Origin of the sequence: Oxynema mangrovii CENA135, from assembly GCF_016632315.1 — a bacterium.
Classification (GTDB): Bacteria; Cyanobacteriota; Cyanobacteriia; order Cyanobacteriales; family Laspinemataceae; genus Oxynema; species Oxynema aestuarii.
In genome coordinates this window covers 250,451-265,186 of sequence record NZ_JAEOXH010000003.1, presented here as the reverse complement: position 1 = coordinate 265,186, position 14,736 = coordinate 250,451, and the positions used below count along the sequence as shown (strand labels likewise).

General features: G+C 48.5%; 5 protein-coding genes and 2 CRISPR repeat arrays (1 of these 7 running past the window's edge). Of the genes, 4 read left to right on the top strand and 1 reads right to left on the bottom strand.

The genetic code is table 11. The features are described 5' to 3' along the window. Nucleotides 1-3,336: a CRISPR direct-repeat array (repeat unit 35 nt; unit sequence GTTTCAGCACCTTTTCCCTTCAAAGAGGGTCAAAC); it reaches 106 nt to the left of the window's first position. A gap of 755 nt (nucleotides 3,337-4,091) precedes the next feature. Continuing rightward, the gene (cas1, locus tag JJD41_RS20850; RefSeq protein WP_370583912.1) at nucleotides 4,092-6,098 is read right to left on the bottom strand and encodes a CRISPR-associated endonuclease Cas1; all 2,007 of its coding nucleotides are present in this window, start codon (nucleotides 6,096-6,098) and stop codon (nucleotides 4,092-4,094) included. A gap of 162 nt (nucleotides 6,099-6,260) precedes the next feature. On the opposite strand from cas1 (JJD41_RS20850), the gene JJD41_RS20845 reads away from it, so the two are divergent. From JJD41_RS20845 to JJD41_RS20830, 4 genes are all read left to right on the top strand, one after another. Then, the gene (locus JJD41_RS20845) at nucleotides 6,261-9,863 is read left to right on the top strand and encodes an NACHT domain-containing protein (protein ID WP_200669440.1); all 3,603 of its coding nucleotides are present in this window, start codon (nucleotides 6,261-6,263) and stop codon (nucleotides 9,861-9,863) included. 232 nt (nucleotides 9,864-10,095) lie between these two features. Continuing rightward, nucleotides 10,096-11,873: direct repeats of the CRISPR family, unit length 35 nt; unit sequence GTTTGACCCTCTTTGAAGGGAAAAGGTGCTGAAAC. Nucleotides 11,874-11,941: 68 nt separating this feature from the next. Continuing rightward, nucleotides 11,942-12,979, top strand: a complete 1,038-nt coding sequence (gene cas1 / locus JJD41_RS20840; RefSeq protein WP_234489037.1) for a CRISPR-associated endonuclease Cas1 — start codon at nucleotides 11,942-11,944, stop codon at nucleotides 12,977-12,979. Nucleotides 12,980-13,042: 63 nt separating this feature from the next. Then, entirely contained in the window at nucleotides 13,043-13,321 is a 279-nt protein-coding gene (gene cas2 / locus JJD41_RS20835) for a CRISPR-associated endonuclease Cas2 (RefSeq protein ID WP_168570257.1), read from the top strand. Nucleotides 13,322-13,637: 316 nt separating this feature from the next. Continuing rightward, the coding region (locus JJD41_RS20830) for an RAMP superfamily CRISPR-associated protein (RefSeq protein ID WP_234489036.1) at nucleotides 13,638-14,736 on the top strand (1,099 nt) is incomplete at its 3' end.

Genomic DNA, 14,736 nt, shown 5'->3' with positions numbered 1-14,736 from the left:
CATCATTGTTGGCGGCGGGGCAGTTGATGTCCCCAACCGTTTCAGCACCTTTTCCCTTCAAAGAGGGTCAAACAAGGTTTCCCAGGTGTCCCTTGGGCAGGAAAATGTCTTTCGTTTCAGCACCTTTTCCCTTCAAAGAGGGTCAAACCTGGTGTTTTAAACATCTATGCGGCACAGTCTGAAGTGTTTCAGCACCTTTTCCCTTCAAAGAGGGTCAAACGATCAACGGAATCTACTGACTGAGACCCAGTTACTGTTTCAGCACCTTTTCCCTTCAAAGAGGGTCAAACGCTTCCCCGTCCTAGTCTGGACAGGGGATAATTTTGTTGGTTTCAGCACCTTTTCCCTTCAAAGAGGGTCAAACGCCAGCTTCTGTAGGGATTGGGTTTTTCTTACCTGGATCGTTTCAGCACCTTTTCCCTTCAAAGAGGGTCAAACCCTGGAAGGCGGCAATTTAAATATTGTTGCCCAAGATAGTTTCAGCACCTTTTCCCTTCAAAGAGGGTCAAACCCTGGAAGGCGGCAATTTAAATATTGTTGCCCAAGATAGTTTCAGCACCTTTTCCCTTCAAAGAGGGTCAAACAACTGTAATAAGTCCAAAAAAGAGTGGGTGTGGGTATGGTTTCAGCACCTTTTCCCTTCAAAGAGGGTCAAACGAGATTTTCATCTTCTAATACGATTGATGGCTTGCTTGTTTCAGCACCTTTTCCCTTCAAAGAGGGTCAAACCAGAAGCCAACCTGTCCCGAGGGCGAAAGCCCTCAACTGTTTCAGCACCTTTTCCCTTCAAAGAGGGTCAAACGGTGATTATTACAAAAAACCGGGGGTACAAGAGTGGGAAAGTTTCAGCACCTTTTCCCTTCAAAGAGGGTCAAACTCCAATCGGAGCTATCCTCGTCGTAAGGGAAACAAAGACCACGTTTCAGCACCTTTTCCCTTCAAAGAGGGTCAAACAAAATGCATCAGGTTTTGTTATGAACCAACGCAGTGATACGTTTCAGCACCTTTTCCCTTCAAAGAGGGTCAAACCGTTTTTCCACGTTCGAAGGTCCATCAGGTCCTTCCCGTTTCAGCACCTTTTCCCTTCAAAGAGGGTCAAACCAAGTGTTCGGTGGCGGTCGGAAATACTTCCCGACTCGTTTCAGCACCTTTTCCCTTCAAAGAGGGTCAAACAGGTGATGTCGTAATAGATGTCTACCACGTGCAAGTCGCGTTTCAGCACCTTTTCCCTTCAAAGAGGGTCAAACGAGAGGGGTTGCTACCCCTGACCGGCAACTATATTGTTTCAGCACCTTTTCCCTTCAAAGAGGGTCAAACGAGAGGGGTTATCGGGTCCAGAGGCCCAAAATAAGTTAGAAGTTTCAGCACCTTTTCCCTTCAAAGAGGGTCAAACGACTGTCTGGAAATGACTACCTCCGCGGTGGTAAAAAGTTTCAGCACCTTTTCCCTTCAAAGAGGGTCAAACTAGGTGATGGTAACGACTTCGGTCGCGGTGGCAAAAATGAGGTTTCAGCACCTTTTCCCTTCAAAGAGGGTCAAACGGCACTACTCGGCGTATCGTTGGTGGAGATATGGCTCGTTTCAGCACCTTTTCCCTTCAAAGAGGGTCAAACAGTTGGGCTGACGGTAACCCCGTCCACGCTCAATGCGTTTCAGCACCTTTTCCCTTCAAAGAGGGTCAAACACGATTGCTGGTCTGTTTATCATTGTTATACCTTACATTCGTTTCAGCACCTTTTCCCTTCAAAGAGGGTCAAACCTTCCACTGGTGAGTTCATAATCACTGATGTTGCCAGGTTTCAGCACCTTTTCCCTTCAAAGAGGGTCAAACCTTTGGTGCTGTCGTAACCAGCGATCTTTGCCCAGGTTTCAGCACCTTTTCCCTTCAAAGAGGGTCAAACCAATCTGGGCAGTTAAATGTCTATGCTGCTAGCGGAAAGTTTCAGCACCTTTTCCCTTCAAAGAGGGTCAAACAGTACCCCTGTCTTAGACGGGAATGGGAACTCTCTGTTTCAGCACCTTTTCCCTTCAAAGAGGGTCAAACATCACTTTTGGGCCAGGGGAATTCTTACTTTTTGTTGTTTCAGCACCTTTTCCCTTCAAAGAGGGTCAAACTCTTTAGAGCTCATCCCAGGAACATTTGTACAAACGTTTCAGCACCTTTTCCCTTCAAAGAGGGTCAAACGAGTCACCGACCTAGATGGTCGGTGGAAGCCCCGGTTTCAGCACCTTTTCCCTTCAAAGAGGGTCAAACTTGCCCTTGTCTCCATATCCTATATCGGATATGCCGAAGTGTTTCAGCACCTTTTCCCTTCAAAGAGGGTCAAACTCTCAGCAACTGGAAGAGAAAGCAAAATTTCCCCGGTTTCAGCACCTTTTCCCTTCAAAGAGGGTCAAACTTCGGCTATGGTGACAAAGGCAACGACATGCTCATCGGTTTCAGCACCTTTTCCCTTCAAAGAGGGTCAAACACGTTTTCCCAACTACTGGTGGGATGGCAACCCACGGTTTCAGCACCTTTTCCCTTCAAAGAGGGTCAAACCAAAGGGAGTGATCTTGTCATCGGTGGAAACGGCAAGTTTCAGCACCTTTTCCCTTCAAAGAGGGTCAAACTGGTGCTAGTACTCAACCAGGTACCGCCACCTTTGGAGTTTCAGCACCTTTTCCCTTCAAAGAGGGTCAAACACTGGAAGTTTTGACCCAACGACAAATACGGTCAGGTTTCAGCACCTTTTCCCTTCAAAGAGGGTCAAACTCGCTGCGATATCCCTCGCCGCGAATGGATTACGAATCTTGTTTCAGCACCTTTTCCCTTCAAAGAGGGTCAAACAATCGTGTTTCCTGCCAACTCAATGGACCGTATTGTTGGTCTTGTTTCAGCACCTTTTCCCTTCAAAGAGGGTCAAACGTGTGGAGTGGGAACTCCGAGACACTGATGGTGATGGAAGTTTCAGCACCTTTTCCCTTCAAAGAGGGTCAAACTCTATGCAGCAAGTGGCTATGCTATTCTAACAGTTTCAGCACCTTTTCCCTTCAAAGAGGGTCAAACTTACAGTTTTGTTATAGAGGTGGGGGGGGATATTTACGTTTCAGCACCTTTTCCCTTCAAAGAGGGTCAAACGCTTGTCTTTAGTGTTTCTGTAGTTTTTGCCGGCCAGAGTTTCAGCACCTTTTCCCTTCAAAGAGGGTCAAACATGAGGTGAAAATCCTCTCTGACTCTGGTCCAGGTCACGTTTCAGCACCTTTTCCCTTCAAAGAGGGTCAAACCCGATGAAGGAAAGGGGCCAGAAGAGGCCCAAACGTTTCAGCACCTTTTCCCTTCAAAGAGGGTCAAACCCTTGAGGTTTTAAACTCAAGCAGTAAGCTGATTTTACACCCATGGATCTGAGGGGGTCAAGTTTTTGTAGCAACAACTGGCTCCTTATCGGGTGAAGTCACGAAAAATCGTCAGCGCAATGCTCCTGGTAGAGGACAATCTGAGGGGGTCAACCAAAGAATCAGCGTTTCCACGATCGCCTAACCCCCTCAGATGCTTATCGATTAGATTTTAGAGATAAACCTAACTAATCATTGAACCGGGTTATCAATTAGGTGGGAGTTGATTGGCCTCGCGGCCTGCAAATATTTTAACATTCGTTTCCCCTTACTTTTGGTAATTTGATAATGGGATTTACCGCGTCGATCGCGAAAAGAGGTACAAATAAACCCCTCATCAATCAAGCCTGCTAAGTGATGATTGATGCGCTGGAGTGAACCTCCTCTAGCACAACTATAAGCACACAGTTGCGCTGTAGTGATTCCCGGTTGTCGTGCGATCTCCAAAAACAGTGCTTTGCGGGTTCCAGTCAGCAGTCGGTTCTGCACTACAGCACTCGGGCGTCTGATAAGGTACAGTGCCGATCCCCCTATCCCCCCAACCCCCCTTTGAAAGGGGGGTTGGGGGGATTTCGGGGGGAACGAGGAAAGTCCCCCTTTTTAAGGGGGATTTAGGGGGATCTCAATGTCTTGCATAGCAGAGGAAAATGCACTCAAAAGAAAAGATGGACATGAAAGTTCGGAGGAGGAAAAGTTAGAATTGGGGTAAATTGAGGCTACACCTTCCACAACATCGGACGATAAACTTCGACTTCTCCAGTTAAACAGGCAAGATACTCCCGGACTTGTAACTCAATACAGCGCTTCAAACTGACTTTGTACTGAGTGTGGGGATGGGTAATTTCCGATAATAATTTATCCTCCCAATGTTTGAGATATTTCTTCAAAGCATGAGGCTGTAAATAGACGCCATTGCGTTCGTCTGGCAAAGTAAAATCATCGGGAGTTAAAATTTTGGAATTGACTAAGTAAGCCACCAAAGAATCGACAATTTGGGCGCGAAATTCTTCCATTAAATCCGAGACTAAAGCCGGATGATTATCGCGAGGGACGTGCAGATTTCCAAAATGGGGATGCAATCCGGCTAAGTTGACAAAAGAATGGACGTTTTGACTCAATAAGGTATAGCCCAAACTCATCATGCTGTTAATCGGATCGGTTGGGGGGCGTTTAGTGCGTTTAGAAAAAGTAAAGGGGTCGGCAAATAAAGAACCCAAGCCTTGAAAATAAGCAGAGGCAGCTTTTCCTTCATAGCCGCGCAAAGCATCCATCGATTCGGCAAGGGATAATTTATCGCGACAACTGGCGAGCATTTCTAAAGCAATAAAAGCAGCATCGCTTGGGCGGCGACGGTTCAATTTCAACAATAATGCCCGAGAGTTGTGCAGTTTTGCGGCAACGATCGCCTCGGCTTGAACTCGGGTAAATTCGGGGTCGAGGGCGCACTGAACCTGCCGAGTTAAATAGTCTACTTTCGCATGACTTTCCGAATATAGCCGCCCGAAATATCGTCCTTTTTGCGATAAAAACATGACGGGAATCCGTCGTCGCAGGGCTAAAGCAACGGCACCGTGGGACATATTGCAACAGCCAAATAGAACAATATAACTGACTCGACTGGCCGGAACTTTAACGCGCAGTTGGCGATCGTAAAACACCTCAAATTGTTGATTCTTGACTCGTAAATAAGCTCCTTGGTCGGTGATATATAAACTCGTCATCCGTTCGCTCCATAAATGTTCGCTGTGGGCCATGGGCAATCCCATCGGTGAAGAATCGGAGGCCCGAGGTGGACGAGAAACCCGTGGGGTTCGGCGTGGTTTTAGCCGTCGGTAGGGAACGCCGGAAGGGGAGAGCAGCCATTCCCCGGTTTCCGGGCGTTTTGGCGGCGGTGGCGGGTAAAATTGGTGGCCGAGAAAGCGATATCCGAGAAAGGTAAATTCGTCGTCGGGACAGTAAATGTGAGTTTTTTCGGGGTTTAAAGTGAGGTAGACTTGAGCCAGCCACTCGCCCACCTGTTCTAAGACCTGTTGGGCTTGTCGTCGGCTTGAAGTGGCGATCGCAAAGTCATCGCCGTAGCGAACTAAATTGAGTCCGGCAGCTAAACTGCGACGGTCGAAGTCGGTGAGGTATAAATTGGCTAAGGCACCGGATAAGATCGCCCCTTGTAAGACACCTTGACCGAAGTTTTGATACTGACCGCGAATGACAATTCCGGCGGAAATTTGTTGTTCGAGTAGTTGCACTAAGATCGGTTCGAGGTCTAATTGTTCGAGTTGGGTCAACAATAGGCTTCGACAGAGGCGATCGAAGAATTGAGCGATATCGGCTTTGAGAACCCAGCAGGGTTGAAATTGGGTGTAGGTAGAGAAGTGGCGGGCGGCGCCGTGGATGCTGCGTCCGGGTCGGTAAGCGTAGCTACAATCGAGAAAGGTCTCTTCTAGGGGCCAGTAGAGTTCTTCGAGTAACACGCGCTGGACGATGCGATCGCGCACGGTAGGAATGCCGATCGAACGTTTGCCGCCATTAGCTTTAGGTAAATAAAACCCTTTGGCGGGAAGGGCGCGATAGGTTTCGGCATTGAGATGGTGTTGGATTTGAGACAAGTATTCGTCTAAATCTCGGGCAAATCGATCTACGGTCATGCCATCGATTCCCGCTTGACGGGATCTCCGGCGCACTTGCTGCCAAGCGGCTTTCAACTGTTCTCGTGTAAAGTTCACGGTGAAATCAGAAAAAGACTGACGTTTCCAGCATCAAGGGTGCTTGTCGGCGTTCTTATCTGCGTTTGGCAGATCGACGTATGAGTTTGAAAGATGACTTGTGAAAAAACTGAGGAGACTCTGATAGTAAAATCGAATAAACCGACGCTGATAGAAATTGTCATGTCCGCGCGTTCGTTGATTGCTTCTCATGAAGGCATCGTCAAGGCAGAACGGGCTTTAAAACGGCTCAATTTAACCCGAACGGCGATCGCCAAAGAACACCAAATCGCCTCGTGGTCTACGGTCAGTAAGTTTTTCAATTACAAACCCGTCGATCGCAGTTTTTTCCAGGAAATTTGCCATCTGCTCGATCTCGACTGGCAAGATATTGCCGCTTCACCGGACGATTCGCAACTAGATGACTCGAATGCTGACATAGCCGACGCGGAAACGGCTGCACAGTGCGATCGCGCCCTGCTAGATGCGGTCATTCGCAACGGCGATCGTACTCGCAAAGCCCTCGAACCTTATATTTTACCGACCATTCGGCGCGAAGCTTTTCTAGAAAAATGCTTGCAGCAAATCGAACTGGGACTCTCGGGAAAACCCCGGGTCGTGCCGATTTTGGGGGCGGCGGGCTATGGAAAAAGCACGATTCTCGGCACCTTGTACGACGAACTCACAGGCGATCGGGAGGCGGCTTGGGTTGCTTTAGTCCGTTGTGACGATTTGCTCGAATCTGCCCTTTCCTTCCCCGAAGAAGTCGGCGAAAAAGCGAGCGATCGCCGGGTGACGATCGCCGATCTTGCCGCACAATTAACCGTGGAACACGGACGGGGAGTTTTATTACTCGATACTTTAGATATTGTTCTCACGAAAACTCTCGTTCCGATCTTGCGCGCCCTATTTGCCGAATTGCTCGAATGGGAAACGACGGTAGTTTTCACCTGTCGCCATAACGATTATGCGGATTTTTTCGAGCCTTATCACGAAAGTTTTGCCGGGTTTCGAGAACAGGTCTACGACGGTTGTAAGTTGACGCCCTTTGCACTGGAAGAAGTGACCCTAGCGGCGCGGCTGTTTGCCCGTCTCAAAACCGAATTTCCCACCGAAGAGAGTCAAATCACTTTTGCCGATCGCCTCTTAGCACTCTGTGCCGATCGCGTCTCCCTCACCGAAATTGTTTGCAATCCGTTGTTATTGGCGCTGTTGTGCGAATTATTTGCCGAAGCCCAAGTCGTTCCGGAAGATCTGACCGTCAGCCAACTGTACGAAATTTATTGGAATTGGAAAATTGCCAAAGTTCGACACCAACAACAATCGCGACGGATTGGTAAAGCGAAAGAAAAACTATGTTTATTTTTAGCCGAACGTTTGTATTGTCATTCCGGCGAAAGACTCCGAGATTTTCTCTATGAAACTAGCTTAGATTTGACCGACGAAACCGATTTCATCGCCTATACTGCCTTACGCAGTGATGGGATTTTAAAAGAGTTGGGTAACGATCGCATCGGCTTTTTTCATCAAACCTTTTTAGAATACGCCATCGCCCGATGGTGGAATGGTACCGAATCGGGAGAAACTGCTCAATTCGTCATTCGTCAGCAGTTACAATCGCCTTCTGGTCAAGTCCGCCACTACATTTGGCCAATTTTTCGACAGTTCTTTACCTTGCTTCCTTTAAACCAATTCGAGCAGATCTCCAACGAACTCGATCGCACTCAATTACTGCCATTTCGGGCGATCGCCTTGGCGGCAGTTTCGCGGGTCGAACCGGAAGCGACTCGTGTTTTATTTCCCCTGCTCGAACTCGCTCAACTTCGTCAGGGTGCCTTTATCGAAACCTTATTAATTGCCCTCAATTCTGCCCCCAAACGTCACGATTCGACGGTGTGGGATCTGCTGGTTAAATTGCTGTCAACTGTCGGTCAAGATGCCCTCAATAAAACCTTGGAAATTGCCGCCGTGGCGATCGCCCGCCATCCGGAAGCAGGCGCTCGTTTTCCAGAGGCATTGACGGCGTTAATGAGCCATCCCGAAATTGAAGGCGATCGCGAGCAAGGGTATCGATTTTTAGGAAAGTTTCTCAATGAATATTACCGCGAAATTCGGTTACGCGATCGGGCGATCGAACGACCTGTTTTAACCGCTCTCAAGGAATATTATGCTTCCTTGGGCAGTAAAGTTAGAAGTTTGGCGATCGACTTGTATTTATCTGAAGGCGTTCCCTCGGCAGTCAAGGCCGATTTTTTATTGACGATTCTCCAAATTCCTCCGGCGAATAATTCTTTTTTTGAAAGAGAAAAGGCGATCGCCCTGACTGTCGAACTATTGCCCGACTTACTCGCTACGAAATCAACGGTTTTGGGAGAGTCTTGGTTGACGGCGTTTGAGGCTCCTTTACCGACCGAATCCCTGGGAATTATTGCCGCAGCCGTGGGTCAACACGCGATCGACAATTGTCAGTGGATGGCTGAAATGGTGAGGTATTTATTAATCGATCCCCCGTCGCGATTATCTAAATCTTTTAATAGTAATTGCACGATCGCCCTCAAAGAAATGGTGCAAGCGGGTGGGGGCGATCGTCTGGTTAAATATTTCTTGAGTCTAAAAGTCGAACAGATTCTAGACAATAGGATTTCTACCCTATCTACGATCTTGAAAACCCTCGCGCAAGTGGAAGGAGATCGCCTCACGATTGACGAAGTGTTGGCGGTTCAATTAGCTGAGTGGTTGCGCCCTCGGCTGATTTCCCATCCGGTGGAATCGATCCGGATTCTCGATGGATTGGCGGTGCAATTTCCTGGGGTAAAACCGATTTTGACACGGGGGTTACGGGAAATTTTTGCTCGGACGAAAACGAGGCAAGTGAATCAGATTTTGAAAAAACTGCATTGTCTCCCCGCCGAACTGGCTCCCGATTTAGAAGCTCGTCAGAACTCTAAGGAGGCGCGAATTGCGTTGTTGAAGCTATTGCGCGATCGCGCCCAAACGGGCGATCGAGAAAGTCTGGAACGAACGATCTCTTTTTGCGGCGATCGCTCTCAAGATTTGGCCAAGGCGGCTAGTTGGACGGTTCTCGATTTGGGCTGGGAAAATATAGGGATAGCTATCGAGAGTTTACTGCCTATTTTGCGAGATTCTCCGATTGTGGTAGTGCGGCAAAATTGTTTAAAAGTGATTTTAGAAGGCGTGAATGATTTTGGCATTACGCCTACAGAAATTGCCGAGGTTTTAGAGGTGATGGCCGAGGAAAAGTCACCGGAAGTGTTACAGGGAATGTATCAGCTTTGTACGGCAGCGATTTGGCATCATCCGTCAGGGGAACGCCGGGTCGAACAGGCGATCGCCACGGCCATTTTTAAGTTAACTCGTTCTGTCTTGTTACAAGCCCCACAAATGACTGTGGATATGATGGCAAATTCGGCTTGGATTGCATTCAATCAAATGGCTTTTTTAGAAGAGCGCAGTTTGATTCCCGATTTGCTTGAATGTACTCATTTGTTATGGCGGGCGATCGATGTTCGTGGTAAAATAGACAAGACCATGGTGACGGGATTACTCAATCAGTTGGGAAAGTACGATCCGCAGTTTCTCGAAGGTTTGGTACTCGAAGCGATCGCTGAAGAAGGGAACTCGTTACCCCTAGCCAATTGGCAGGCGTTGGTCGTAGCGATCGCCCACAATCAAGGGAAGTTTTCGCCATTACTCGATCGCGTCATTGACGATCCCCAGATTCCCCTAGAAGTTAAACATCGTATTTACCAAATCCGCGATCTCTAAATTAGTTATACTTATTTATTGATGGCGATCGATAAGCATCTGAGGGGGTTAGGCGATCGTGGAAACGTAGATACTTGGGTTGACCCCCTCAGATCGTCCTCTACCAGAAGCATTGCGCTGACGATTTTTCGTGATTTGAGCCGATAAGGAGCCAGTTGTTGCTACAAAAACTTGACCCCCTCAGATCCATGGGTGTAAAATCAGCTTACTGCTTGAGTTTAAAACCTCAAGGGTTTGACCCTCTTTGAAGGGAAAAGGTGCTGAAACACTTAATTTCCGCCCCGCTCAAATTTTTGGGGGTGGAAGCCGGTTTGACCCTCTTTGAAGGGAAAAGGTGCTGAAACAAGTAGTCCATGGAACTTTTTGTTGGAAGGCTATGTTTGACCCTCTTTGAAGGGAAAAGGTGCTGAAACTGTCGACTGGGTCTTTTCCAGACCCGCCGCATTCCGGGCAAAAGTTTGACCCTCTTTGAAGGGAAAAGGTGCTGAAACCCATGGCTACTCCGGTTGTTCGTATAGCCTGCAGAGTTTGACCCTCTTTGAAGGGAAAAGGTGCTGAAACTCCTATTTTTTCCACCAACCAATTAGCGGTTGGGAAAATCGTTTGACCCTCTTTGAAGGGAAAAGGTGCTGAAACTCGCCCTCAGGGCAAGGCTGCTCCTCAGAAGCCTGGTTTGACCCTCTTTGAAGGGAAAAGGTGCTGAAACCCTTCCACCCCGTTTTGGGGTAGCCATAAAAAGTAAAAAGTTTGACCCTCTTTGAAGGGAAAAGGTGCTGAAACACTTTACCAAATATGTTTTTTCTGCAGAAAAATCAAAAGTTTGACCCTCTTTGAAGGGAAAAGGTGCTGAAACATGCGGTTTGGGCCTCTCGGCCCTTCTTGCCCTCTCGGTTTGACCCTCTTTGAAGGGAAAAGGTGCTGAAACTGGGGAATTGTGGGGGTAACTTCTCTCGACAGAGAACTTGTTTGACCCTCTTTGAAGGGAAAAGGTGCTGAAACTTGAAGCTCGTGGTATCGGAACCCTTGGAATGTCAAAAAGTTTGACCCTCTTTGAAGGGAAAAGGTGCTGAAACTCGTTTCCATGCCGTTTCGCCTCCTTGTCGTTGTCATGTTTGACCCTCTTTGAAGGGAAAAGGTGCTGAAACTTCCTCACAATGAGGGGGCCAGCCCGGTTGGACTGGATGTTTGACCCTCTTTGAAGGGAAAAGGTGCTGAAACTTTGCCTGCAATTTGCAGGCATTTCTAATAAGATATTGTTTGACCCTCTTTGAAGGGAAAAGGTGCTGAAACATAATGTAAGATATAGGAAAGATAGACAAGTCATCAATCGTTTGACCCTCTTTGAAGGGAAAAGGTGCTGAAACGAGAGCTTTCGCCCTCAGGGCAACCTGGCTGCTCCTCGTTTGACCCTCTTTGAAGGGAAAAGGTGCTGAAACTTCTAAAGTTCCCATTAATTCGACTCCGATAACACGTTTGACCCTCTTTGAAGGGAAAAGGTGCTGAAACGGAAGGATACCCATAGGAAGTGGCTGCAGAGTTCCGTGTTTGACCCTCTTTGAAGGGAAAAGGTGCTGAAACAGTACAGGTTTCGATCTCGGGCGACAATGGCGATGTAATCATGTTTGACCCTCTTTGAAGGGAAAAGGTGCTGAAACGAGGCACGGACCCCGTAGGCAAGATTCGTCAGCCATGTTTGACCCTCTTTGAAGGGAAAAGGTGCTGAAACTGCTATTTGGGCCTCTCAGCCCTATAGCCCTGCCTCGTTTGACCCTCTTTGAAGGGAAAAGGTGCTGAAACTTGCTGGGGCGGAGCCAGTTGACAGCTCTAAGATGATAGTTTGACCCTCTTTGAAGGGAAAAGGTGCTGAAACCCTGGTCGATAGTCCGTGATTACATCACGACTGTCGTTTGACCCTCTTTGAAGGGAAAAGGTGCTGAAACTCGAAAATTCGAACTCCTGCTTCCAAAACTGACGTGTTTGACCCTCTTTGAAGGGAAAAAGTGCTGAAAGAACAGTGGGAAGAAGAACTCATATTCATCTTCCTTCAAAGCATATACGAACGCAGATCCTCGGTTGCAATGCTGGAACTGTTGCATTTAACCGAGTCTATGACGGCCATTTATTTGACTCAACCCGGTTCCCTACTCGACGCCAAACGTGGAGTCTTTGAACTGTGGCACGACGATCGCCGCCAACGGCGTATCCCCGCCAAACTGACCAGCCAGATCCTGGTGTTTGAAGACAGTCAACTGTCTAAAACAGCGATCGCCCTAGCCATTTCCTTTCGCTTACCCGTCTTATTTCTCGATCGCCACCATCGCCACCTGGGACGCCTTCACCTCAACACTAATAGTGGTTCCCAACAGCGATCGCTACGTGAAACGTCCCATCCCGACGATCGCCGCGATCTCGCCGAACGCCTTGTCAGTGCGATCTTGAACAGTCGCCAAAACTTGTTAAATACCCTCGATGGCGGGATTTGTCCCACCGTCGAATTGACCCGAGGGACGATCGCCCGCATCCTCGACGAGTTGCCCACTGCATCCGGCGATCGCCTGCGCGAGCATCTGACGGGGGTAGACCGCCTCTACTATCCTGCTTTGCGCCAATGGTTGCGACTGAGCGCCGGAACGGTTCTCGCGCCGATCGATCCCTGGTTCTATTTGGCTCACGGCTTACTCGAACAGGTGACCTACGGTTTTGTCCTCGATGCGGGATTGAACCCCTACGAGTCGATCGTTCACCGCGACACTGGGGATAATTTGCCTTTAGTGCGCGATTTGATGCTGGAGTGGACCGTTACCCTCGTCGATCTACTCGTTCTGCGCTTTTGCATGGGCGAGTTTCTATTTTCTGGCAATGGTAACGGCAGTCACTCCCCATTGAGTCGGCTGCGCGATCGCTTCGTCCAACAGTGGGAGACCCAACTCGCTAGCGAGGCGATCGCCGGAACCAGTTATCGTCAATGTTTGTTCGCTCAAGTCCGCCGTTACCGTCAAGCCTTGTGCGGCGATCGGCTTTACTCGCCCGTATTGCTGCGATCGGAAACCCTCGTCTCCGGGCAACCGTTGCGGGCGATCCGATCGCGGCGATCGGCCTGCACTCAGCTAACTTAAACCCAAATTTCCGATTGGGAGGACACGGCCTCGCCGTGTCTTCTAGGCTCTTTGAGGAGAACAATGTTGTATTTAGTTTGTTACGATATCACGAAAGATAGTCGGCGCGTTCGGGTCGCCAAGCTGTTAGAAACTTATGGAATGCGGGTACAACAGTCTGTTTTCGAGCTGGTCTTGAACGAACAGCAGTACGCCACCTTGGAAAAGCGCCTGGTCAAACTCCTCGATCGCCGGGAAGACCAGTTACGGTTTTATCCGTTACCGCCACAAGTTCGCGATCGGGTAACGATTTTAGGAGTGCGATCTCCCTTTGCGATCGACGATCCCACCATTATCGTTTGATCTCCACTCCGAATCGAGAATTCAAGTTTGAATTACGTGATTCCCCTACAGATCCAGTCCAACGCCCACCCTAAAAGAACGCGCTCTCCACCACTCGCCTCGGCTGTTAGAAAACTGAACAAAACTTAGTATATTTTATTGCGCGATCTTCTGAAGTTGTGGTTAAGCTATAAACAATGGAAACGACAAGTTTTTTCAGCTCTCTAACTTCCCACGTGCTAGCTTGTACAAAAGACAGGCACCAGACAGGCACGAGTCCGACCACTGCCGCGATCGTTTAGAGCAATCTATCGATTCTTTTCACCATCGTAGACTTATGAACTTACCCTTACCCACTAGCCTACCTCGCTGGTATACGGTTAAAGAAAACGAGGAGAAAGGATGGACTCCCGAAACGAAGGATATTGTCGATAAGCCAGAACATCACGAAATTACCCAAGCGTGGAATGGTAGTTTTTGCCCACCGGAGGCGAGTCAATTTACCTTACGCTTAGAGAAACTACAAGTCATTAGTCCCGTGCAAGTCGGTGGGGGCAGTTTCCGAGAAGGCCATATTTTACCCGCACAAGTTGGGGGAATTCCTTGCATACCCGGATCTAGCATTCGTGGAGCATTACTCAAGTGGATGAGACGAATTTGGTCGGATTTACCCCCCGACGAACAAGCTTTTTGGAATAAATTGATTGAAGGCGATCGCAGTGGGTGGCAACCGCGTCAAATTCGCTTTGAAAGCCTGTTTTTGAAAAAGCACTTAAAACCCTTTCCCCTCTACGCACAACAATCTTGGCAGGTTTTCGATACACGCAGTAATCAGCTCGGAGTACAATGGCAAGTATCTCCAGATTTGCCCCCGACCAGTCCGCCTACGTTTTCGATCCAAGTTTTACTCTCCCAAGAAGCCACTGAGTCCGAAAAAAGTTGGCTGAAAACCCGATTGGAGGAGATGTTAAAAGAGCAGGGTCTGGGAAGGGGAACGGCTTCCGGCTTTGGTCGGATGGCGCGATCGCTGCCTTTAACTGCAACTTGGGAAATTGCCCTCACTGGCACTAAACCTGCGATACAACAGCAAGATAATAAAGAGAATATAGTCGGTAAATATCGCTGGAGTCCCCAAGTGCTGCGGGCCACTTTGCGGGGTTATTTTACCCGCGTGGCGCTGTCATTGCTCTCTCGAAACGATGCTGAAACCCTCACCAGTAAAATCTTTGGCGGGTTGAACTCTCCGGCGCGATTGACTTTGACGAGTTATTTGACCCAGAGTCAGCGATCGCCCAAGGCTGGAGAAAATTATGCGAATATTACGGCTAAAGACGCGCACAGCACTTGGATAATTCGAGCCGATTGTACCCCAGAATTTCACGATTTGATAGACCCGTTGTTAAATATTGCCAGTCGCATTGGCGGGTTAGGACCGG